The organism is Bernardetia sp. ABR2-2B (assembly GCF_037126435.1).
Taxonomy (GTDB): Bacteria; Bacteroidota; Bacteroidia; order Cytophagales; family Bernardetiaceae; genus Bernardetia.
This window is the reverse complement of the sequence record NZ_CP147020.1, coordinates 820,681-845,867: the sequence shown is the minus strand read 5'-3', so window position 1 is coordinate 845,867 and position 25,187 is coordinate 820,681. Positions and strand designations below refer to the sequence as shown.

Sequence of the window (25,187 nt, the reverse complement as noted above, 5' to 3'; positions counted from 1 at the left end):
TAGGAGTTTTCCGAACTATTCTATTTTTTTAGAGTAAAAGTAATTAGCTTAACTTTACTATTTTTATCTTTAGAACAAGATTCTTATACATTGAAACTTAACTCATGAAACTAGCTTATCTTTTTGTTTTTAAATTACTCCTTTTGATGGGAGTAGTATCTTCAAACCAACTTTTTGCACAAAGTGTTACCAAAGACTCTACCCAAAGTACAGTTTCAACTCTAGAAAATAATTTAATCAACTATCAAAAGTCAAACTCTTGGGAGGATTTTTTAGATGTTCATTCCGAATTAGTTCGTTTTTACACTCAAAATGGAAATATTAATAAAGCCAAAAAATTGCTCTCAAAGCTATATGAAATTCCAGCCTCGGTTTATCAACAGAAACCTACTTTATCAATTCAAGCTAAACATACAAAAGGTGAGTTTGCGCTCTATGAAGGAGATATAAGTAAGGCTCTAGAGTTTTTTGAAGAAGCGTATAAAAATGCTCAAAAATTAGATAAAAGTGAGAGTTTGTCTGCACAGCAAGAGTTAGAACTCAATAAAAGTATGAGTATTGCTTTGTGGCAATCGGGAAATTTGGCTGGAGCACGTTCTTTTGCCGAACAGTCAGTTTTGATTGCACAAAATAAAATTGGTGAAGATTCTCAAGAAGTAGCAGACGCATATAATAATTTTGGATTAATTCTTACTAGTCAGCTTCCTGAAAATGCAAAAGAGTATTATCAAATGAGCCAATATATTTATGATAAGCTTCAAAAAGAAAATCCAAATAATACAGAACTAACTAATAAATTAGCTTATACGTGGATTAATTTGGGAATTATCTTGAGAGAACAAGAAAGTTATGTTTTGGCAGAGGGTTATTTTAAAAAGGCATTAAATTCTTTTGAAACTTCTCACAATGAACTAGCAAAAGCATTTGTACTCAATAATCTAGGACAAAACTCGTTCCTTCAAAATTATTTTCAACAAGCAGAAGAATATGAAATACAGGCTCTAAAAATTTATCAAAATAATTATGGGCAAAAACATCCAGATATTGCAACCGTTTATAATCAATTAGGGACGATTTATGAAGCAAAAGAAAAGTTTTCAAAGGCACTAAATTTTTACCAAAAAGCTATTCAAACAAATACATTAAATTTTGAATCTAAAAAAATAAATGAAAACCCTCTTCCAACAGATTATCTAAACGCTGATATTTTATTGCTTTCTCTTTCTCTAAAAGCTCGTGCTTTAGAGCGAAAATACAATGAAAAAACGCTATTGTTGAAGGATTTGAAAGATGCTATCAAGACATTACTAGTTGCTGACAAACTGATTTCAACTATTCGAAACCTTAGAGTAAACAAACAAGACAAAATTGCTTTAGGAAATCGTGCAGCTGAAATTTATGAAACTGGGTTACGCATTGCTTATACAATAAGTGAGTTTCCTCTTCAAAAACAAAAGTATAAAGAACAGGCATTTTATTTTGCAGAACGAAATAAAGCCTCTGTTTTGTTAGCTGCCATTGCTGACACGAAAGCCAAACATTTTGCAGGGATTCCAGATTCTCTTTTAGAGAAAGAAAAAAACATTCAGACACAAATTGCCTATTTTGAGCAACAAATTCAAAGCTACCCCATCTCCAAGACAACTACCCAAGATTCAGTTTTGATTTATTTGCGTTCAGAACTCATAAACTATCAAAGCCAAGCGAAAGAATTTACAAGCATTTTGGAGAATCAATATCCAAATTATTTTGCTTTAAAATATAATACTCAAATTGCTGATGTTCCCAAAATTCAAGCAAAACTAGATAACAAAACAGCTTTATTGTTATATGCTCAAACGTATAACCAAGACAATAATTCACAAATTTATACTTTTCTAATTACAAAGAATAAGTTAGAAATAAATACAGTTGCTGCAAAAGATTTAGAAAGTGATTTGATATATCTTAGAAACAGCATTGAGTTTCAAAGTTATGATGATTTTATTGAAGCTTCTTCTTTATTGAGTAATCAACTTTTATTTTTTGATATTCCGTCTTCTATTCAAAAAGTAGTTATTGTTCCAGACGGAAATATGGGCAAAATTCCTTTTGAAGCTTTGTTTACAGAACAAGTTACAGATAAAAACACAAACCTAGAAAATGAAGATTATTCTCAATTGCCTTTTCTTATCAAAAAACAGAAAGTTAGTTATAGTTATTCGGCAACTTTATTTATCGAAAAAAACGAAATTAGACAACCTAAAAATTCCTCAATTTTTCTTTTTGCTCCTATCAATTTTCAAAGTAACGCTTTACCAAACCTAAATGGAACGGCAGAAGAAGTCAAACAAATTAATTCTCTTTTTAATCAAAAAAATGTTTCTACATCACTTTATACCTATAAAAAAGCTGACAAATCAATTTTATTTTCAGATTCATTAAAGAATTATCGTTTTATCCATCTCGCTACTCATGGAAAAGTAAACGAAGACAATCCAGATTTATCTCAAATTTTTCTTACAAATGCTGATGGAAGTACAGGAAGTTTGTTTGCCTCTGATATTTATTCGCTGCAAGTAGGTGCAGAACTTGTAATGATGTCAGCTTGTGAAACAGGACTAGGAAAAACTAAAAAGGGAGAGGGAATTGTCGGACTTACAAGAGCTTGGTTTTATGCAGGTGCAGATAATCTTACCGTATCGCTTTGGCAAGTAAGTGATGAGGCAACTAATAAATTATCAACTACGTTTTACAAAAATAACTTAGAAAATATACAAATGAATGCTTCAGAAAAAAACTCTTTTCAGCAAATAGATTATTCAAGTTCATTGCAAAAGGCTAAATTATCTTTATTAGAAAGCAAGGATTTTTCTGCGCCTTATTACTGGGCTGCTTTTATTTTAATTGGAAAATAGAATATAAAAATGAGTAAAAAGACTAAAAAAACAATTTTTTGGACATTATTAGGTGGTTTTGTGGCTGCTAATGTAATGGTTTATAAACACGCTTATCATTTTACGCACGTAACAGAAGGTGAGCGTTCTTTATCTCCTGAAAGTTTATCTTTTTCTGAAAAAATCAAAATTCTTTTAGGTGGTATTTCTTTGCCTAAATCTAAGAATATCCTTTCTCCTTATACAAATTCTACTGATTTTGCTGATTTTGAAAGAGAAACAATTTTAATTCCTACACGCAATAATAAATATAATTTAGAGTGTTGGTATGATAAAGTTGAAAACTCAAAAGGAACAGTAATTCTTTTTCACGGTTACGGAGGTTGTAAATCTTCCTATGAACTGGAAGCAGATTATTTTAGGCAAATTGGTTATTCTACTCTCTTAGTTGATTTTGTAGGACATGGAGGTTCAGAAGGAAAAGAAATCTCGTTAGGTTATCATGAAGCTGATGACGTAAAAGCAACTTTTGATTTCATAAAACAGAAGGAAAAAACAGCAACTGTAATTTTATATGGTTCTTCTATGGGAGCAGCTTCCATTTTGAGAGCAATAGCTGTTCATAATCTCAAGGCTGATAAACTGATTTTGGAATGTCCTTTTGCTACTATGAAACAAACTGTAAAAGGTCGTTTTGAGGTAATGGGTATTCCTTCAAAGGGTTTGGCAGAGTGGTTGATGTTTTGGGGAGGACTACAACATGGTTTTTGGGGATTTGCTCATAATCCTGAAACATATTCTAAAAAAGTAGCTATTCCAACGTTACTTATGGGAGGAAAAAACGATGCACGAGTAAAAAATTGGGAAATAGATAAAATCTATAAAAATTTAGCTACCAAAAATGATGAAAAACAATTAGTTTGGATAAATGCAGGACACGAATCTTATGTTGTAGCAGAACCAAGTGTTTGGAAAAAAGCAATTGCTGAATTTGTTGAAGAGATATAGACACTATAATTTTCTAGTGCAAGATTCTATCTTGTGCTGGTTTTTTCGTCAGCATATGCTGACAAAATGATAGACACAAGGCAGAACCTTGCGCCAGATGGATGAAGTTGGGATTAAAAATAGCTTTTTTATTTATGCCATCTTCTTTTATAAATAGCTTTGGAAAATAAAATTATTATCAGTACACCTTTAAGGTATCTGACAGGATGACAAAGGAGTATGTAATACCAAGTTCACGTTAAATAACGTGAACTCGGTATTAAAAACAGTCTGAAATATCTCTCTATCTACAAGGAAAGCTACTTTCGGTCTGCTCTAACGAGACTGACCTACTTTTAATCAAGGTCAGCCCGAAAGGGCAGCACCGAAGATTAAAAAGAATAGGCTAACTACTTGACAATCAGTAGGTGTAATCCCGAGTTCACGTTAAATAGCATTGTCTATTTTTGATATTTTATATCCATTTCATTTCTAAAAAGATGACGGACACAGAAAAAAATATTGCTTCTTAAAACTTGATTTATTAATTCAAAAAAGACTAAATATAGTTTTACTACAGAAGAAAAAATACTTTTTCTATCTAAAATCCATATCCAATTCCAAATGAAGGTTGCCATTTTGTTACTTGATAATAAATAGGAATACTTATCACAAAATGCTTCTTGAAATATAGCTGAAAACCTGCGCCAAGTGTAGGAGAAATTAACGTTTTACCTACCTCTTCCTTAAATTTCAAAGAAGGAAACATATTGATACTTATTCCAAAACTTTTCTTAATCCCAAGACGAATTCCTGGGCCTCCAAAATTTGTATAGAAAGCTTCTCCATCTGTCGTAACTGCGATTTGTCCTTTCCAGTTAGTAACTCTTATTTTGGGAGTTTCATTTTGTAGAGTTTCAACTTCGGCAATAAGAGCTTTCGTACTGTCTGTATCAAGTATTTGAGCGAAAGTTGAAAAACAAACTATAAAGAAAATAATAAAAATGAGTAAGATTGATTTCATAAGTAGTAATTATTTGTTTATAGATTTATGAGTACAAAAACGAGTATTTGTGTTTTAGAGTTACTTGTATTTGCCTTACTTTTGAGCTCTAATTTTATATTGTGATTCCCATTACACAAATATCATCGATTTGCTCATTTTCAACACCCATCCAGTTCATAAGTGCTCTTTTAAGTGCAACACGTTGATGACGCATAGATGTACTGTGTGTATCATACAATAGTTGACGAAATTTAGTGGACATAAATTTGCCTCCTTCTTTTCCTCCAAATTGGTCTTGATAGCCATCTGAATAAAGATAGAAAGCATCAATATTTTCTAAACTGATAGTATGATTGGTATATGTTGTTTCTGTTGTCTTGGCTTTTCGTCCACCAATGGGAAGGTTATCGCCTTTTATTATAGTTAAATTAGCTTGTAGCCCACCCTTTTTTCGTTTTTTATGTATATAAACCAAAGGATTTTTTGCACCAGCAAACTCTAAGATTCTGTCAGTTTCATTTACCACCACAACAGCCATATCCATTCCATCACGGTTTCCTGTATTATCTTGATTGAGGATATTTCTTATCTCTTTTTGAAGTTCATCTAAGATTAGACTAGGAGTTGTGATTTGTCGCTGTCTAATTATATCATTTAAGATAGTTGTTCCAAGCAAAGACATAAATGCCCCTGGAACACCATGTCCAGTACAATCTCCTACAATAGCTATTTTTCGTGTTCCTTGCTCGGCATACCAATAAAAATCACCTGAAACTACATCTTTTGGTTCGAAGAAAATAAAAGCATCTTTAAAGATATTTTGAATATCCTGTGTTCCTCCCAGCATAGCTGACTGAATACGTTGGGCATAATTTACACTAGATACAAATTTGGTGTTCTGTTTTTCAATTACTTTTGATTTGTATTCTATTTCTTCTTGAGCAAGTTGAGTTTTTGTAACATCTTGAAGTGTTCCACGTATTGCAATAAGATTTCCATCCTTATCAAATATAGGATAACCTCTTTCACGAATATAAAATAGAGTTCCTTTTGGTGTTGTAATAGGATATTTTTCATCAAAAGATGTTTTCTCAATAACTGCTTTTGCCCACCCTTCCTCTGCTTTTTCTAGGTCTTTTTCTGCTATCCATAATTGAAAATCATCTATAGTTTTTGGAGTTTCCTCTGGTTCTATCTCAAAAACTTCTACAAAACTATCTGACCATTCTACTTTTTTGGAATAGATATCCATATCATAACTTACTATTTTTGCCAAAGTTTGAGCCTCATCTAAATAAGTTTTATTTTTAGATACGGCATCTAAAAGTAATTCTACTTTCTTATTTTTTAAGACTTCTTTTGTTACATCTTGAACTACTCCCAAAATACGGAAAGGATTACCATTAGTATTACGCAATAAGTAACCATCTAATTTCAAAAACTTCCATTCAGTATGTTTTATGCCTTTAAAACGAATAGTTAGAGCTATTTCATTTCTCTTACCTTGCATCATTTCAGCAGCTTGTGTCTCTATAGCTTTTTTATCTTCTTCATGAAAATACTTAATATGCCTAAATGGATTTGTCATTTCTGAAGAATCTAATCCATAAATAACTGCCAAATTTTCAGAATAACTATACTCATTAGTTTCCAAGTCAAGAGCAAAACTACCCATTAGAGCAATTTCTTCGGCACGAGTGAGTAATTGTTGCTTTTCTTCAATTTCACGTTGTGCAACAAAAAGATTATCATTAATTAGTTGAAGTTGTTCAGAGTTTTGTCTTAACTCTTCTTCTGAAGCTGCTAGTTCTTGTTGTTTTTCTTGTGATTCTTTTAAAAGCTCTTGAATTTCTAGCTCTTTTTTTACTGTTTCTGTAATATCTTGTACGACATTTACAACATAGTCTAATTTGTTATTTTCATCTAAGATAACATGTGTTACTCCCTGAACCCAACGCCAATTTTCAAGTGTATCACCACTTTTTATTCTAAAACGATAAAAGGTATCTATTCTATGTGCAATAGCTTCTTGCCTTTTATCAAAGACCATTTTTTTATCTTCGGGATTAATACGTTCTGCAATTATCTCATCTGTAATTTTTACATCTTTATCTAATCCTAATACATAATTGAGGTGTTCGGTGTGTGTAACTTTTCCTGTCACAACATCAAAATCGTATGCTGCTAATTTTGCTAGTTTTTTTGCTTCTCCTACTCGGTTGATATAGGTTTTAAGAGTACGTTCTGAGACCTTTAAGTTATCATTTATGGCAGTTAGTTCTTCTGCGTTTTGGCGTATTTCTTCTTCTGATGCTTTTATTTGTTCATTTTGAGTAGCTAGTTCATTACTAGCATCTTCTATATCAAAAAAGGCTTGTTTTACTCTACCAATTATAGGTTGCAATCCAAAAGCAGCCAAACTAAATGCAAATAAAGCAACTAAAAGAGCGACTGCTCCTTGTATGATACGTAAATAAGTGATTTTTGCTTCTCCTTCTTCTGTATAAGTAAAAACAATCGAATTCATGATAGGCAAAAAAGCTCTTTCACTACGTTCTATCTGCTCAAAATGATTTCTTATTTTTTCTGTGCGTTGTGGAGAATCTGGAAGGTCATTAGCAGTTACTAAATCATTCGCATTTATTAGAAGTCTTTGATAATAAGGTTCTAGGGAATCATATAAGTTTTGTACTTTATCAGAAAGTTCATAACTCTCACTAAAACCAAGTGTATTACTTTTTTTGATAAGATTTTGATGTGCTTCCTTAAACTCTTTAATAGATTGATTGAGGGCATTGATGTGTCGAACTTGGTCTTCTCCATTAGTAATTGTCAAATAAACAGAGCCTTTAGCAATTCGCTGACTAAGCATACGCTGCCTACCCGAAATATTTATGACTGAGGCATCATTTTGTTGTTTGGAAAGAAAACTTTGAAGAACAAAAAAACTAATAGTCATTAGAATAAATAACAAACTAGGGGCAATCCAAGTAGCAAGTTGCATTTTTCTTACTAATGCGTTGTTTTCTTGGTTATATTCATCTAAATTTTTCTCACGTAATTCTTTGTTCTTTGCATTTCTATCCAAATTCATTCCTGTTAATCCAAAAGCGATTGACAAAACAAAAGGAGCAGAATCAATAACAAAGTGTAAAGGGTTATCTGTATGGATTTTGAGAATCATATCCCAACCAAATGTTAGGTCATGAAAAACCATTCCATCTAAGAGCCATGAAAAAATTGGAAATAGAAGTCCAAATAAGAAGCCACCAATTAAATAACGTTGCGTATTAGAATTTTTCATTAATGATTTTTAGATGCCGAAAAAAGAACTTACCTTAATAATATCTGATATAATAAGATAGGAATTTCACATATGACAATAAGTTACATAAACTGTTTGTCAACTTATAATTGTTTCTTGAGAATAGTCAAAAACTTTACCATTCTAAAAGTTAAAATTGTACTTTAAGATGCTTAAATATTGAATAAATAGGTGTATTGCTTAAATATTAGACATTAAATTGTATTATTTTTATGAAAAATAAGTTTATTTAAATTCATAATTTAAAAACTCTCTATCTTCTTGTTTTGCTGTGTAGGTGCTTGTCATAGATTCGGATTTGTGGCGTAGAAAACGCTGAACCATTGGTTTTGGAACTCCTTTATCAAGCATAAGTTGTGCAACGGTGTGGCGCAAACTGTGTGCAGAAACATTTTCACGTTTTAGCCCTGCTTCTTTTAGCCATTTATTTGTAATTTTTCTGATGCTACTTGTCTCTTTAAAATCAAACATACTTCCCTCTGGACGAGTGATAGACATTTGATAATCAATTAAAATCTTATACATTTCTGGCAAGATTGGAATGAGTTCTTTTTCTTCTCGTCCTTTTCCCCAAACAGCCAAATAATTTTTTCCTTCCCTTACTTTTATATCTTTCCACGACAAACGCACTACTTCTACTGTTCTCAGACCTTGATATGCCATAAGTCCGATAATTGCTTTGTCTTTCGGATTTGTAATTGATTTTAATAAATGATTTCTTTCTTTTTCTGTAAGTGAATCTTTCGCATATTTTCTTTGGGTAGAACCCCCTACTTTCAAACTTCTTACCGTCGAAACATCACGCATTTGTTCTACTAATTCTGCTTCAATTTTAATCTCATCTCTTTTCAGAATACAAAACTGAACAAATCCTTTTATAGCTGCAATATACGTGTTTGTGGTATAAGGACTTAATCCATTATTTTTGCATTGCTGAATAAAAGCCAAAACTGTTTCACGGTTAGGTGTAAGCGATTTTTCATTGACAAAAGAATAAAATTCGTGTAAAGCTCTTGCATACGTTTCCTTACTGTTTTCGCTCAATTGTGCATTGGCAAGAAAAGCCAAAACATATTTGTTCCCTTTATAATTTGGTGTAGAATCATCATAAACTCTATGAATATCATTTTTTTGAGCAAATTTCAAAAATTTTCTACACGCAGTCTTGTAAACAGCAGCTTTTTTTTCTACAAACATCTCTAAACTCATTTTATCGATAGCAAAATTAAATTCCATCGTAAAAACAAGATATTGCTTTGCTATTCTTACATAGTTATGAGGTTTTTCAAGTGATTGCTCAAAATACTTTATGGTTTGATGGATACCAAAGGTGTTTTTTGAAACGGTGCGTAAAGACTGATTTGAATTTTCCACGTATTTTTTTGCTGTATAAATTGAGGTAAAGAAGTTTATACAAAAATACATTTTTGGGATTTGTTATACAAGGGTTTTTTGATAAAAATAAATCATTTTCTATTCAATACTTGTAGGTTCATCATAAATCACATTGCTTTGATTTGGGTTTATTTCAGTTGGTGTTGTGGAATTACCATTTCTATTTTTTCTGACAATATAGTTTTCTTGTAAAAGTAATGTAGAATCTTTTCCATTTGGAAGCTGAATTTTTACTTTAGCCGTCCACGTTTTGAAAGCAAGTCCACGCTCATCATACTCATCTGCTTTTGCTAGAAAAGAAATATTTACTATTCCATTTTTTTCTTGTGTCTTGAGGTCTTGATATATACTTTCATCTTCTACCTCTAGTTTAGGTTGAGTAAATGAAGAAATGCCTACCACTTTCATTTTGGCTTGATACATATTTCCTTCTGAAAGTACAATTTCATTAGGAGTAACGATACTTACCAAATTATTTATCTCAAAAATAGGATATTCAATTTTCTGACTAATATAATAGATTGCTTCTGCTTCTCGGTTGGCAATGGCAGCATCAATCGAAGTAAGTGCATAAAGGCGAACAGAAACAGGAAGATTGTCAAAATAATTTGCAAATTCTTCTGCATTAAAAGCGTGTTTTCTTGCTTCTTCTGACGAGCTTTCTTTTTTCTTATCAGAATTAGAAGAAAATGTGTTTTTTGTAGGGTCTATAAAAAGAGGAGTTAGTATTTCAGAGTTAGACAAAGAAATTTCTGTAAAGCTCCTTAGTTTAGAAATATATTCTTTTTGTGCGTTTGCAAAGGTAGTTAATAGTTCAGTTGGTTTGCCATCAGGGTTTTGAAGCCATTGCGCTCTAATTTCATTACTTTGTTGCAACAAGTCAGAAGAAAGAGTTTGTACTTGTTTGATTCTTTGTAATGTATTTACACCAATACTTGCTTTTCCATTTTCATCTAAATAATTTCTAAATTTTTCTATGAAAAGATTATTTTTTACTCGTTTTTCTGCTACAAGCTGGACAGCAATTCGGTCAGCATCATGAACAACTTTCAAATCTTTTTCTGAAAAATCATAAATAGTAGTTCGCATGTAGGCATAAACAGACAAACTAATCAATAAAGCGAAAATAGGAAATAGTATTCTTTTCAAAATTAATTATGGATTAGAGATTAGAAACTAGGAAAAGGTAATTAGGCGTTAGGGAGTGGAAATCAGGAGCTTGACCAAATATCTTTATTATTTCTGAATTCATAAATTATCATTAATTGCCTCAAAAATAGCTTTTTCATTCATTAAGTCAGGTTTTTTTTCAAGTTCTTTTCCTGTCAATAAAAAATAAAGATGACAATAACGTTGAGAGATTCTGTCAATGACTTCTTCTGTCATTTCTGGAATTTGTTGTCCTTCTTTTCCTTGAAAGCCATTTTCCATCAACCATTCTCTCACAAACTCTTTAGAAAGCTGATTTTGGCGTTCTCCCTTATCTTGTTTTTCTTGATATTCTTTTGCATAAAAATAACGAGAAGAATCAGGCGTATGAATTTCATCTATTAAGATAACACTTTCTTTATTATTTTCATCAATAGAAATACCAAATTCATATTTTGTATCTACCAAAATAAGACCACGTTGGGCAGCAAGTGCAGTTCCTCTTCTAAAAAGCAAATTTGTATATTCTACCATTTTTTTCCATTGCTCTTGCGTAACTAAGCCTTGTTTCAAAATCTCTTCTTCTGAAATATCCTCATCGTGCGCTCCGTTTTCTGCTTTTGTAGATGGCGTAATTATAGGCGTTGGAAACTTATCATTTTCCTTCATTCCTTCTGGTAATTTTACACCACAAAGAACTCGTTTACCATCATTATACGTTCTCCAAGCGTGTCCAGCCAAATAACCACGGATAACCATCTCAACAGGCAAAGTTTTGGCTTTCTTACCAATACTGACTTGTGGGTGTGGACTTTTTTCGAACCAGTTGGGAACAATATCTTTTGCATTTTGAAGGAAATAAGCTGCCAGTTGATTCAAAACTTGTCCTTTGTATGGAATTGGTTTTGGCAAAACAACATCAAAAGCAGAAATACGGTTGGAGGCAACCATCGCTACAAAGTTTGGAAAAGAATATACATCTCTTACTTTTCCTTGATAAAAATCAGTTTGGTTTTTGAATTTCAAAACAGAATCTTTTTTTGAAGATATAGAAGTCATATAAGTATCTTAAAATTTTGTTGTTTTTTTGAATCTTTGTCGTTTTGACAAAAATACATCAAACTTTATAAAGACTTTCAAGTTTACGAAGAAGTTTATAAGAAATATAGCAAATTTTGAACGATAATTTTATACTAGCCTAAAAATTACTAATTTTGAATTGATAAAACCTTTAGGCTTTCAGAACATTTTTTTGTAGTTTTGCACGTCATTTTCAAGTAAAAAGATAAGAAAGATAATTTAGATTCTTTATAAAAAAGAGTAAAATTGTATTCTATTTCAATAGATACCTTTCATTACGTCAAAGAACTATTGACTATATTTCTAATTTAGATATTTTTTTAATCACTTCTATACCTCGAACTTGTGAACAAAATTCGCTTACAAATATTAGGACTCTCTTCTAGCCAATCTCAATCTGATTCTTTTGCCTTAATTTTGGAGGAAGAAGAAGGCAATCGTCGTTTGCCTATCATTATAGGTAGATTTGAAGCACAGGCAATTGCTATTGAAATCGAAAAAGTTACTTCTACACGTCCGATGACACACGATTTATTCAAGTCTTTGGCTACTCAATTTCAATTCAAACTTAATGAAATTATAATTTCTGACCTTCGTGAAGGTATTTTTTATGCAGAAATGATTTATGTAGATGAGCGTGAAGGCAAGAAAATAATTGTAGATGCACGTCCTTCTGATGCTATTGCTATTGGTTTGCGCTTTGATGCACCTATTTTCACAACAGATAATGTTATGCGTGAAGCTGGAATTACGACCACAAATACGGATGAAGGAGAAGCAATAGAGCAAGAAGAAGGCGCAAAAGAACCTAAGAAAAAGAAAGCAAAGAAAAAAGCTGTTTCTTTAGAAGCAATGTCAGTAACAGAATTAGAAGCTGAAATGGAAAAAGCTGTGGCAGATGAAGATTATGAAAAAGCTGCCAAAATTAGAGATGAAATGAATAGAAGGAATTAATTTCTCTGTTTTTTTTAAGAAAGCCTTTCAAATAATTTTAACTTGAAAGGTTTTTTTTTTTTTAAGAATACTACTCATCTTCTTTTCTAGCATTGGTCAAAGGCTTTCTACGGAATTTCATAAGCATTAATTTCTCGCCTATTATTCCAAATTTATAAACTGTATTTTTTACTGTATTTTGTGTAAAGTTGCTATATTGATAATTTAGCGAATCGCCTGTAATATTCTCGCCTGTTTCCCAGCCATAATAGGAGTGATATTCTACCGAAGTAGCTTGTTCGTTGTATTCAAATTGATGATGTGTTGTGGTAGTATCTCCATTTTCTATTGTTTGAGCTGATGCACGAAGACAAATATTACCATCGTGTATAAAAACTCTATCTACTTTATATTCGTCGTCGCTATTTGTTAGTTGTAAGACCCAACCTAGCTTACCTTCATTATTATATTTTGCCAAAAAAATATCATCTTGTTTACCACTTCGAATCCCTATATTATCAAAAACAGGAGCGTATTTGAATGTTCCTCCTAAAAAAATATTCCCATCATCATCAATTGCCATATCTGAAGTTTTGACTTCTCCACGACCGTTTTTATTCATTTTATTGATGATAGTAAACCATTCTAGTTTGTCATTATTATCATATTTAGATAAATAACTATTGTAATAACGAGTAGGGTTATTTATTATATTTGTGTCTATTTTTACCTTGTCTTTATAGGCTTCTGCTAAATAAAGATTGAGCTGACGGTCAGTTTGAGGGAGAGAGTAAGCTGTTTTGTTTTCTGTTTTGACCCAAAGAACAGTTCCGTTTTTATCATAATTAACGACATAGCCACCTTCTGTTTTGTCTGCCTTTACTCTATCAAAGGAAGTAGAATCTTCAAAATGCCCTGACAGAATAACACCTCCTTCTTTTGCAATTCGCATCGAACCTACATAATCATCTTTTATACCTCCCGCTTGTTTTTTCCAAACTAGTTTTCCATTTGTATCAAATTTTAATAAAAAAGTATCAGTTCCTCCTTTGCTTTTTAGGCTTGTCTGTTCATTTATTTTGAGTTCGTCTGAAAATGTACCTGCTAAATACACGTTTTCTACTGAATCAATAATTATAAGAGGTGCAGTTCGCTGATTTTCAAAAAAGCTTCCTGTAATATCAACACTCCACTTTTTATCATAGGGAGGTGCTTTTTCTATTCCCACCGTATCTTCTTCATTTCCACTTGCTTCATTTGTTTGGGCAAAAGTAGAGACAGAAGAAAAAATAAAAGCACTTAGAAATGATATGCAGAGTAATATATTTATTTTCATAATTTTATTTTGCTTGATTTATTTCAGCATCAGAAAGTGAAGATAATAATCAGCTATTCTTTATAAAAAAACTGTTTTAAGGGGAATAACTATATCAAAGATAAAAAAATGATTTGCTAAATGAAAAGCATAAAAAAACCTACAAGTAAATTTGTAGGTTTTGAGGTCATATTTCTTGATAAATTCTTAGTTTGTTTGGATAACCTAAGAGTTATTTTATATCCAGCCTTTTTTCTTAAACCAAAAATAAATACCTATTACCATCGAAATCATTACCATCCAAACAATAGCATAACCGTTTTCTACTTCTAGCTCAGGAATATCTTTAAAGTTCATTCCGTAAACACCTACGATAAAGGTAAGGGGAAGAAAAAACACAGAGAAAATAGTCAGAATCCCCATAATCTCATTTGTGCGATGAGAGGCTAAAGACAAACGTAGATTAATTAGGTTATTCGCATTTTCATGAAGCTCATCTACTCTATAATATAAAGAATCTGAAAATTCAATATTATGGTGCGCCAATGGATAGTCTTTAGAATACCTCATATAAGTTTGAATGAGTTCTTTGGTAAGATAAAGCATTCTTTTAAAAACAGAACCACGTCTTTTGAGCTGATAGAGCCTTTCGAAGATAGAACCGTCTTTCATTTCTCTAAAAACCTCTTTTTCATAAGCATCTAAACGTTCACTAGCTTGGTTCATTCCTAACTCATATGTCTTCAACAGCATATCCAAAAGTTTGTAGGCAAAATGCTCACTATTTTCATAACGTGTATGCGAACCGTTTCTCCACTCATTGGCAAGTTGTGCAAGTGTAGGCTGACCTGTTCTGTGTATGGTCAGAATATATTTTTCACTAACAAAAATAGCTACTTTATTCGTAATTTCTTGAATCGTATCTGCATCGTCTTCACAATAAAGGTCGTAATATCGTACGATAAAATAAGTCCAATCGTTTATCGGCTCTACTTTTGGCATATGAAAAGCAGCCATACAATCTTTAACAGCAGAAGCTGGCATTTTGTACTGACGAATAAGTTCTCTTAAATCCTTATCACTTGGACTGATTACATCTACCCATTGATAACCCGATTCGGCTTCTAGAATAGTTTTTATCATAAATATTTTTTTGTTTGGGAGGATAGAATAGAAATAAGTCTTACAAATTTAAGAATATTTCTCTGTATTCAATAAAGTAATTTTGGAAGTCATTAGTAGAAGACACTAGTAATGGTAAAGTTTGGTTTATATCTGCTAAATAAAATAGTTTTTTGCAAAAAATACCATCGTTTTATAAAAAAGAGTTATCTTTAAAATTATAAAATAAACAGTAGTATAATCGTAATTGTCTTTAAATGAATCTCAATAAAGCTCATCACGCTCTTCAACAGTATTTTGGTTATTCGTCTTTTCGTCCTTTGCAAGAAGATATTATTTCATCGGTCTATGCAAAAAATGATACGCTTGTTTTGATGCCAACAGGTGGAGGAAAATCTATCTGTTATCAAATTCCTGCTGTTACTTTAGATGGAATTTGTATTGTCATTTCGCCTTTGATTGCCCTAATGAAAGACCAAGTAAATGCACTGCAAACAAATGGAATTTCGGCAGCTTATCTCAACTCTTCACAAGATGCAGGAGAACAAAGAGAAATTGAAGCAGAAGTAAAGCAAGGACTTATCAAACTCCTTTATGTTTCTCCAGAAAAATTATTGACAGATTCATTTACTTATTTTTTGCAGTCTTTGAATGTTTCTCTTTTTGCAGTTGATGAAGCACATTGTATTTCGCAATGGGGACACGATTTCAGACCAGAATATACCCAGCTAAAATCATTAAAAAATCGTTTTCCGTTTGTCCCTATAATTGCCCTTACAGCAACGGCAGACAAAATAACGAGGCGAGATATTGTAAGTCAATTGGGCTTAGAAAATCCAACAGAATTTGTAGCTTCTTTTAATCGTCCTAATCTTTCGCTCAATGTTTTACCAGCCTATAAGCGTATGGATAGCATTGTAAATTATATTTTGAGAAGACCAAATGAATCAGGAATTATTTATTGTTTGAGTAGAAGAAATACAGAAAATGTAGCTGCCCGACTTCAAAAAGCAGGTGTAAAGGCTGATTATTATCATGCAGGTTTGACTTCGCATGAGCGAAACCGAGTTCAAGATGATTTTATTGCAGACCGAACGCCCATTGTTTGTGCAACAGTTGCCTTCGGAATGGGTATCGATAAACCAAATGTTCGTTGGGTAATGCACTACAATATTCCCAAAAATATTGAAGGATATTATCAAGAAATTGGACGTGCAGGACGAGATGGACTCAAAAGTGATACACTACTTTTTTATAGCTTCCAAGATTTGGCAATTCTGAAAAGTTTTGCAGAAGAAAGTGGACAAAAAGAACTACAACTTGCCAAACTTGACCGTATGCAACAATATGCAGATGCTCAAATTTGTAGAAGAAAAATTCTATTAAGTTATTTTGGAGAAACACTTTTAGAAAACTGTGGAAACTGTGATGTTTGTCAGAATCCTCCTAAGCATTTTGATGGAACAGTTATCGCTCAAAAAGCATTTTCGGCAATGATGCGCTTAGATGAAAAAGTAGGTTTTACGATGCTTATTGATGTTTTGAGAGGCTCACAACGTCATGAAGTTTTGGAAAAAGGATATGATAAAATAAAAACTTATGGTGCAGGTTCGGATATTTCATCTGGAATTTGGCAACAGCATTTGTTACAGTTTCTCAATATGGGTTTGATAGAAATTGCGTATGACCAAAACAATGCTTTAAAATTAACGGAGGCTGCAAAGGCAGTTTTGTTTAAGAAAAAGAAAGTAGATTTGGTTAAATTTGAATTCAAATCTAAAAAAGAAAGAGAGAAAGAATTTGAACGACCAAAAAGCAAAAAACGTGAACTTCAAGATGGACTTTTTGAAGAATTACGTCAGCTTAGAAAACAAATTGCAGACTCAAAAGGAATTGCTCCTTATATGGTTTTTGGAGATGCAACACTCAAAGATATGGTTGATAAATCGCCTACTCATTTGTTTCAGATGCGACAAGTTTCTGGAGTTGGAGATGTAAAATTAAGAGAATTTGGACAAATATTTTTAGATGCAGTAGTAGGTTTCCTCAAAAATCAAGATGTGGCAAACAAAGCAAAACTGACTAGTTCGCACCAAGTAACCTATGAAATGTTTTCCAAAGAAAATAAATCATTAGCTCAAATAGCAGAAGAGAGAAAAATTACAGAAGGAACAGCGTTGGGGCATTTGTATAAAGCAAGTCAAGATGGTTTTGAGATTGATTGGTTAGAGTTTGTAAGCTTAAAAGAAATCGAAATTATTGATAAAGCTATAAAAACAGTTAGAAAACGAATCCCAAAAGACGAGACTTTCCGAATGAAATTTGTATTTGAATACTTAGAAGAAAAAATGAGTTATGTCAAAATTCGTGCTGCTGTGGCATATCAAAAACAACAAGAAACAATTCCATAAATTTATTTTAGTTTATTCTAACTTGAATAGTAACACTTAGCTACACTTTTGTATTTTTGTAAAATAAGAGCATTTGAGCATTTCGATAATGCAATTATAAAAAAATGGTGATGTTTTAATAAAGTATGATTTATATTAAAGTATTTCAAGGTTAGCATAAATACCTAACCTGCCGTTGTTGGTGTTTTAGCGTAGTGACACCAACAACAAAATAACCCATCCTACTTTTTACACCACCACTAAAAAATCAACTAACAAACTCATTTCAAATCTATTTCAAAATGGCTTCGTACAAAAAAAATGACAAGGAATTTTTAGAAAATATGGTCTCACAAGTCCGTAGAGATATTGTCAGAATGGTTCATCAAGTAAATTCTGGACACCCTGGAGGTTCTTTGGGTTGTGCCGAACTTTTGGTAGCACTTTATTTTGAGATTATGGAACACAATCCTTCTTTTGATATGGACGGAAATAATGAAGATTTGTTTTTCCTCTCAAATGGTCATATTTCGCCTGTTTGGTATAGTGTTTTAGCTCGTAGTGGCTATTTTAGTATCAATGATTTGGCTACTTTCCGTAAAATAAACTCTCGTTTGCAAGGACACCCAGCCACAGAAGAAGGACTAGAAGGCATTCGTATTGCTTCGGGTTCGCTAGGTCAAGGACTTTCGGTAGCTATTGGCGCAGCACTTTCTAAGAAAATGAATAATGATGACAAAACAGTATTTATTTTGATGGGAGATGGCGAACAGCAAGAAGGACAAGTTTGGGAAGCAGCTATCTTTGCAGCACATCAAAAAGTAGATAATTTAATTGCAGTTATTGATGCAAATGGAAGGCAAATTGATGGAGACGTAGAAGATGTAATGAGCTTAGGAGAATTAAAAGGATTAGAAGAAAAGTATAAAGCCTTCGGTTGGAATGTTTTGACGTGTAATAATGGAAATGACTTTGATACATTGATTCCAATTATCAGACAAGCAAAAGACCTTACAGGAAATCACAAACCAACAGTTATCTTAATGAAAACTGAAATGGGACATGGTGTAGATTATATGATGGGAACACACAAGTGGCACGGAGTAGCTCCAAATGACGAACAATTAGAAGTTGCTTTAGCTCAGAATGAATCTACTTATGGAGATTATTAGAATAAATAACTGATATTGACAAGAATAAAATTTCTGTAAATTAGTTATATAAATAAACGAAACCCACGATGTTAATCGTGGGGAAAAATAGATGCATGATAGCTAGAAAATAGCATGTCTTTTGACCATAACTAAAGTTATGGGTTTCGTTTTTTGAATATGAAATAATTATAAATTATTTTGAAACACAAAGTAAAATCTTTCATTTTTAAATAAAATACGCTTTCAAAAAAAGGCATAGATTATTATAATCTATGCCTTTTTAATTTAGAATAAGCTTGATATATTTTATATCCCTGGACGAATATTAAATACTTCTTTTTTATTTTCTTGATAACGGTCTCTACATTGTTTTACAATTTCAACAGCATGTTTTTCGTCTTGCCAATCTTCTACCGAAACTTTCTTTTTTTCTAGGTCTTTATAAACCTCAAAGAAGTGTCCAATTTCTTTCAATAAATGAGGGTTTACGTCTTCAAATTTATGAATACTATTCCAAATAGGGTCAGAAACAGGTACACAAAGCACTTTTGCATCAGGTCCTTTTTCGTCTGTCATATTAAAAATACCAACAGCACGAACTTCAATCAAACAACCAGGAAAAGTAGGTTCAGAGACTAAAACCAAAACATCTAGCGCATCTCCATCTAAGGCAAGTGTTTCTGGAACGAATCCGTAATCACTTGGATAGTGCATTGAAGAAAAAATCATACGGTCATAACGAATCATGCGTTTTTCAGCATCATATTCGTATTTATTTCTACTTCCTTTCGGAATTTCGACGATAACATCGAAGGTAAAATCATTTTGCTCTGCCATTATTTTTTTATTTAATAATAATTACTAATTATTTTTATTTTATGTGATATGCCCAATCTTTTTTTACAAAAGGGAGTGCAAAGGTAAAACTTTTAGCTTACTTTATCAATTTTCTACCAAAATTATCAACTGCTCTTTATCTACCTATCATCACAAATGCACCCCAATAAATAGGTTCTGCATATTTTGTGTTCTTGCGAAGTTCTCGTTTTGCCTCTCTGATAGCTATTCTTTTATCGCCTGTTTCTCTCCATTTTGTATAGAAAATACGCATTAATTCTTGCGTTGCATCATCATCTACTTTAAATAAAGACATTAGAAGCGCATCAGCACCAGCCAATAAAAAAGCACTTTGCAGACCATAAACTCCTTCTCCTACTTTAGATTCTCCACGTCCTGTTTCACACGCACTAAGAATAAAGAGAGGAGAATTAATATTCATTGTAGCGACTTCAGAAGCTGTCAAGACACCATCTGCTTTGTTATATTCGTGTACACTTTTATTCTGAACCATATCTCCTCCTCCTGTAAAAAGAAGTCCCGAACGCATCAGCGGGTCATTGTATGTTCCCAAAACGGCTGAACGCTCACGCTCTTGCTCTGAAATATCCTCCTTAAAAATACCGTGTGTAGCAATATGATAAACAGTGTTATTCTGACTATTCAGTTCTTTTATTTGCTTTTCCTTTGCATTCTCTTTCAGATAAGTAGTTACGTTTTTATTCCCTCCTTGTAGCTGAGAAGAGATAATTTCTACCTCACGTTCTGCTCCCAAAAGAGTAGGAAAACTTTGCGCTCCTTTATAATCTATATAAAAAAGAGGATTCCCAAATAAAACAAAGTTGTTTGGAAATGTGTTTTTTATTTCTGCTTCAGCGATTTGGCGAGTGCTTGTAAGTTGTGCAATAAAATAGTTATCTATTACAAAATCACTTTCTCCCATTCTAAATGTTTCTACATTAAGTTGATTATAAACACCATCACAGGCGAGGTAAATCTTACCTGCATCTTTATCTATTTTTTCTCCAATAGGTTTCCAATAAATCTCATGAGAATCATAATCTTCTAATGAAAACTCTACGGTATTTCTGTAATACTGTAAATCTCCATCTTCCATTTTGTTACCATTTGGCATTTGAGCTAATCTAATATTTCCAGAAGAAGGCAAAACTAAAGCAATATAATTTATGCTATCTGTAAAATCTTTATCAAACTGACGGTAGCGAATAATTTCGACAGCATACTCTTTATTACCTAGATTTTTCTGAATATCTTTCCAGCTAATTGCTTCTTGGTCGGTGGCTGCTGCAAAATCAGAAGACTGACGAGAGAGAATTTTTGATAAGTCTTCAATCTCTTTCTGCAATGTACGAACATCGATATTCTCCTGTTTTAGCTGTTCAGGACTTAATGCCAAAGCTGAATTGAGCTGAATCTTCTTTAATTGCCATTTTTCAAAATTGATACGCAACGTATCTTCAGGACTTCTTTCATAAATTTGATTACGTAATTTTTGAGATTCTCCAAGCAAAATTCCTTTTGTAAGCAAAATATTATCATACAAATCACGTAATAATTTTTTCTTTTTAGGCTGCAATTGAATAACAAGATGTGTAAAAAATTCAAAATCTGGACGAATTTGCTCCCAATTTTTTGCCTTTTCTCGTTCACTAAGTACAGCAAAAGTAGTATTGATATATTCTTTATGTTTTTCCAAAACTTGACTTAAATACTTTTCTGCTTTCTTGTAATTATTTTTTACATAATACATACGAGCAATGCGCCCCAATACCTCTACATATTTCGGGTGTACATCACTAAATACTTTTGAGTATTTTTTACGAGCATCTTCATAAAAATCTTTTGCTTTATCAGGGTTATCTTGTTGAATCTCTAAATCTCCCAGCAAAATATTTATTTCTGCCAAACTTACGAGTGATGCAGAAGGAATTTTTTCTAAAATAGTTAATGCTTTTTCTAGTTTTTTAGAGGCATTTTTTATGTCTTTGTGAGCAGCATAAAGCTCGGCAGAAGTCTTTAAGAATCCTGCATAAACAGGTGTGTTTTCTCCTAAATTATCAACAAGTGTTTTATCAGCTTCATTAAGTTCTTTAGTAACCTTTTCCCAGTCAGCTGTTGAGTAAAAGTTAATTCTAGCGAGTTGAATAAGTGTACTTGCTCTATCTAGATGCTCTTCTCCAAGAACTTCGGTTTTTATTGCTAGTGCCTTTTGAGCCAACTCTTGTGCTTTTTCATAATCTCCAATAGCTAGGTTATAATCTGCCAAAATACTCAAACTCTCAACAGTACGAAGTGATTTTTGACCAAATATATTTTGAGCAATCGTTAAGCCTTTATTAGCAAACTGTTCTGCCTCTACGTATTTCCCATTTGCAAACTCTAAATTTGCACTCTGATTGTAGGTGTTGATTAAAAAACGACTTTCAGTTCCATATCTTTTTTCTTTTTCTGCAATAGTTTGTTTCAAAAGCTGTTCGGCTGCGCTAAAATCAGCTGTTTCTATATACAAAAATGCTAATTCTTCTGCTGTGCTAGAGTTTGCAATAGATTGGCTAGAACGATTAAATCTTCTTTTAGCTTGATTTAGTAAATCTTCTGCACGTTCATAAAGTCCCATTGTCATATAATAATGCGCTGATGTTTCTAATGCTTGTGCATGTTCGAAGGCTAAAGAAGGGTTGTACTGCTTTTCATAGATTTGTAGTATTTGACTTACTTGTGCATCAACTTCTTTATAATTACTTTGTTGCATATTCAGACGAGCAGCTATCTCTAGTTGGGCAGCATAACGTGGGTGTTTTTCACCGTATCTTTGTTGGATTAAGTCTAATGCTTCTTTCGATTTTGTGTTTGCTTCTTCAAATTGGTCATTTGCCATATAATAATCAATCCAATCATTCAATGAATTGATATAAATAAGACTTTGAGGTTCTACAAAATTTGTCAAGGCTTTCATGTGAAGCTCATAAAGCTGCCCTGCTTCCTTAAACTTTTCTGTATAATTAAAATAAAATTTGGCGAGTTTTAGATTTGCTAGATGATAACCAAGTGTATTTGTTCCGTGGATACGTTCATGAGAAGCTACCCATTCTTCCATCAATTTACCTGCTTCTTGATAATCATCGGCAGCCAAACGAACATAATAAATATCTTCTATGATAGCCAAACGTTTTTGATGATTTTCAGGAACTAATGCTGTGTTTTTATATACGTCAGTTAGTGTTTTTAATGATTGAGAGTAACGTTGATTTTCATAATTCCACATGGCATCTGCTTGAAGGGCAGTAGAATATTGTAAATATCCTGTGCCATAATATTTTGCTGCATTTCGCTCTAATTCCCAACGCTGACGAATATTTTGTGTATTATATTTTATGTTTTGTAAGAACTTTGGCAATAAAGAAAACCCTTTATTCCCCTCTTCTTGTTGTATTACAAATCCACTATTGACATAATAATCAATCAATAGAGTATGTAGTTGAATATAATCTTTATGAACCGTTCCGACAGTTCTTTCGGCACGATAGAGCGTTTTTTCTAATAATTTTCTTATTTTTTCTCGTTCGTCTCCATTATCAATCATCAGCTGAATCCTAACATATTGATTGCGAATGTAAGCAATCTGACGAGTAGATAATTCTGTTTTGATAAAATTATCAGCTTCTTCTAGGTACTTACTTGCTTTTACATATCTACCTGCTAATCTTGCTGCATCTGCTCGTAGAGAAAGAATTTGAGCATAGTCTGTTTTTTTTCTCACTTTTTCTCTATCTGACAAGCTGCGAGTTTCTGTTTGCTTACTAACATCACTAAAAAACTGTGTTTCTTTTCCGATAAGTGATTTTTGAACACTAAGTAAGTCTTGAATTTGATAATCTAGTATGTTTAGAAAATTTCCTCTATGAAAATCAATCAGTAATTGTGTATAATACATATCTGAAAAAATATAATCTTCTGACGGTTTTTCGCCTAAGATTTTTTTAGCATCTTTCAGATAAGTTTCTGCTTGTTGTGTAAATGAATATTCAGCATAATATTTTGCAGCGTGTAGGAGTGCTAGTCCATATCCTTTACTATTTTCTCCTTGCTTTTGTCTATGAGATATAAATTTTTTTGTAATGGCGTGAAACTTTGCAATTTCGCCTGTCGCTTCATAATATTTGATTAAATACTTTTCTATTTTTGTAGATAAATCAATATTTCCTTTTTTTTGAGTTTTTTTATAAAGCTTTTCAGCTTCTGATAGAGCTTTTTTATAATCTCCATCTTCAAAGTAGCGTTCGGTAATTTCTAAGTTTCTTTGCAACTGTTTTTCTGCTCCATTTTCCTGTCCAAAACTAAAAGTAGGTTGTAAGGCAAAGAGTAGAAAAAGTATAAATAGCAGTATATTATTTTTTGACATAAAAATTAGAATATAATTGTCTTTATTGAAAAAGTAGTAACTTTTTTCATCTTCTATCTAAAATTAGATTATTTATAGATGGCATTAAAGCTGTAAAATAAGAATACTAATGAACCAAATTTTATTTTAAATTGTAAACCGAAATTACAAAAAAATACTCATTAAAACATTACCTTATGCAACTCTATTTACCCAAACCTATTAAAAGAACAAAATTAAGAACTTTCTTAGGCAAACAATACTACCGTAGTAAACGCTATTTTTACTGGTATTTTCATTCAACTTCATTTGCCAAAGAGTTACAAACCCAAAAGAAGCTTTCTTTTTTGGTCAAAAATCATCAATCTATGCTCCTCCGTCCACTCATGGGAGTAGATATGAAATTACAAGAACAAAAAATTACAAACTTGAAACTTGCCATTGACAGAATGAATGGACTTATAATAAAACCAAATCAGACGTTTTCTTTTTGGTTTTTGGTAGGCAAACCAACTAAAAAACGAGGTTTTTTGGAAGGATTGGTTTTAGAGAAAGGAAAAGCTGCTATCGGAATTGGGGGAGGACTTTGCCAACTTGCTAATCTTTTGCATTGGATTTTGCTGCACTCGCCCTTACAAATCACGGAACGTTGGCGACATAGTTATGATGTTTTTCCTGATGCTCGGCGAAAAGTTCCATTTGGAAGTGGAGCAACAGTAGCTTATAATTACATAGATTTGCAATTTAAAAATACCACTTTACAAGATTTTCAATTAAACTTTGAGATAAATGAAACTCATTTGAAAGGAGAGTTATTAACAAACATTGACTTGAAAGAAAATTATGAAATAAAAGAAAACAAACATTTTTTTCGTCAAGAAGATTGGGGAGGTTATTCTCGTCATAATGAATTAGAAAGAATCTTGACAGACAAAGAAACAAACCAAGAAATAGTGAGAGAAATTATTGCCCAAAATCACGCACTTTTGATGTATGAACCTTTTATTAGTAGTCAGTAGCGTTACACAATTAAAAAACGAAACCCATAACTTTAGTTATGGAAAAATAAAATGTGCTATTTTCTATCTTTTTCTACTTGTTTTACCACAATTAAAATCGTGAGTTTCGCTTTTACTCAAGTAGTTTATACTCCATAAAATTTATTTCCTAATCAAATACAATATGTTTTTCTTTTTATCTAAAACGTTATTTTATT

Annotated in this window: 15 protein-coding genes; 6 read left to right on the top strand and 9 right to left on the bottom strand. The window is 32.2% G+C overall.

Annotated elements, in window-relative coordinates:
- The first annotated feature begins 104 nt into the window (after nucleotides 1–104).
- Both WAF17_RS03590 and WAF17_RS03585 read left to right on the top strand, forming a co-directional pair.
- The gene (locus WAF17_RS03590; protein WP_338766345.1) at nucleotides 105–2,897 is read left to right on the top strand and encodes a CHAT domain-containing tetratricopeptide repeat protein; all 2,793 of its coding nucleotides are present in this window, start codon (nucleotides 105–107) and stop codon (nucleotides 2,895–2,897) included.
- Nucleotides 2,898–2,906: 9 nt separating this feature from the next.
- On the top strand, nucleotides 2,907–3,884 hold the full coding sequence (locus WAF17_RS03585) for an alpha/beta fold hydrolase (RefSeq protein WP_338766342.1): 978 nt from the start codon (nucleotides 2,907–2,909) through the stop codon (nucleotides 3,882–3,884).
- A 580-nt stretch (nucleotides 3,885–4,464) separates the two neighbouring features.
- Here the strand turns inward: WAF17_RS03585 and WAF17_RS03580 are convergent.
- The 5 genes from WAF17_RS03580 to WAF17_RS03560 form a co-directional block, all read right to left on the bottom strand.
- Nucleotides 4,465–4,887 (bottom strand): hypothetical protein, encoded by a 423-nt coding sequence (locus tag WAF17_RS03580; protein ID WP_338766340.1) that lies wholly within the window; start codon nucleotides 4,885–4,887, stop codon nucleotides 4,465–4,467.
- A 94-nt stretch (nucleotides 4,888–4,981) separates the two neighbouring features.
- The gene (locus tag WAF17_RS03575; RefSeq protein WP_338766338.1) at nucleotides 4,982–8,173 is read right to left on the bottom strand and encodes a PAS domain-containing protein; all 3,192 of its coding nucleotides are present in this window, start codon (nucleotides 8,171–8,173) and stop codon (nucleotides 4,982–4,984) included.
- Between the two features lie 246 nt (nucleotides 8,174–8,419).
- Nucleotides 8,420–9,568 carry a tyrosine-type recombinase/integrase gene (locus WAF17_RS03570; RefSeq protein ID WP_338766335.1) on the bottom strand — a complete coding sequence of 383 codons (1,149 nt, stop codon included), beginning with the start codon at nucleotides 9,566–9,568 and terminating at the stop codon, nucleotides 8,420–8,422.
- A gap of 99 nt (nucleotides 9,569–9,667) precedes the next feature.
- Nucleotides 9,668–10,738 (bottom strand): hypothetical protein, encoded by a 1,071-nt coding sequence (locus WAF17_RS03565; protein WP_338766332.1) that lies wholly within the window; start codon nucleotides 10,736–10,738, stop codon nucleotides 9,668–9,670.
- 99 nt (nucleotides 10,739–10,837) lie between these two features.
- Complete coding sequence (locus tag WAF17_RS03560) at nucleotides 10,838–11,797, bottom strand: phosphoribosylaminoimidazolesuccinocarboxamide synthase (protein WP_338766329.1); 960 nt, start codon at nucleotides 11,795–11,797, stop codon at nucleotides 10,838–10,840.
- 366 nt (nucleotides 11,798–12,163) lie between these two features.
- Here WAF17_RS03560 and WAF17_RS03555 point away from each other — a divergent pair, with 366 nt between their 5' ends.
- Nucleotides 12,164–12,772 (top strand): bifunctional nuclease family protein, encoded by a 609-nt coding sequence (locus WAF17_RS03555; RefSeq protein WP_338766327.1) that lies wholly within the window; start codon nucleotides 12,164–12,166, stop codon nucleotides 12,770–12,772.
- A 70-nt stretch (nucleotides 12,773–12,842) separates the two neighbouring features.
- Here WAF17_RS03555 and WAF17_RS03550 read toward each other — a convergent pair whose 3' ends face one another.
- Together WAF17_RS03550 and WAF17_RS03545 are read right to left on the bottom strand one after the other, a co-directional pair.
- Nucleotides 12,843–14,087 (bottom strand): hypothetical protein, encoded by a 1,245-nt coding sequence (locus tag WAF17_RS03550; protein ID WP_338766324.1) that lies wholly within the window; start codon nucleotides 14,085–14,087, stop codon nucleotides 12,843–12,845.
- 216 nt (nucleotides 14,088–14,303) lie between these two features.
- Nucleotides 14,304–15,209: a CorA family divalent cation transporter gene (locus tag WAF17_RS03545; RefSeq protein ID WP_338766322.1), complete on the bottom strand. Its 906-nt coding sequence runs from the start codon at nucleotides 15,207–15,209 to the stop codon at nucleotides 14,304–14,306.
- 236 nt (nucleotides 15,210–15,445) lie between these two features.
- On the opposite strand from WAF17_RS03545, the gene recQ reads away from it, so the two are divergent.
- Nucleotides 15,446–17,599, top strand: a complete 2,154-nt coding sequence (gene recQ / locus WAF17_RS03540) for a DNA helicase RecQ (RefSeq protein ID WP_338766320.1) — start codon at nucleotides 15,446–15,448, stop codon at nucleotides 17,597–17,599.
- Between the two features lie 281 nt (nucleotides 17,600–17,880).
- Nucleotides 17,881–18,750 (top strand): transketolase, encoded by an 870-nt coding sequence (locus tag WAF17_RS03535; protein WP_338766317.1) that lies wholly within the window; start codon nucleotides 17,881–17,883, stop codon nucleotides 18,748–18,750.
- 288 nt (nucleotides 18,751–19,038) lie between these two features.
- On the opposite strand, the gene WAF17_RS03530 is transcribed toward WAF17_RS03535, so the two are convergent.
- Both WAF17_RS03530 and WAF17_RS03525 read right to left on the bottom strand, forming a co-directional pair.
- Nucleotides 19,039–19,569, bottom strand: coding sequence for an inorganic diphosphatase (locus tag WAF17_RS03530; protein WP_338766315.1), 531 nt, complete (start codon nucleotides 19,567–19,569; stop codon nucleotides 19,039–19,041).
- Nucleotides 19,570–19,705: 136 nt separating this feature from the next.
- Nucleotides 19,706–23,992, bottom strand: coding sequence for a CHAT domain-containing protein (locus WAF17_RS03525; protein WP_338766313.1), 4,287 nt, complete (start codon nucleotides 23,990–23,992; stop codon nucleotides 19,706–19,708).
- A 176-nt stretch (nucleotides 23,993–24,168) separates the two neighbouring features.
- Here WAF17_RS03525 and WAF17_RS03520 point away from each other — a divergent pair, with 176 nt between their 5' ends.
- Nucleotides 24,169–24,990, top strand: a complete 822-nt coding sequence (locus tag WAF17_RS03520; protein WP_338766311.1) for a VanW family protein — start codon at nucleotides 24,169–24,171, stop codon at nucleotides 24,988–24,990.
- Nucleotides 24,991–25,187: the final 197 nt, after the last annotated feature.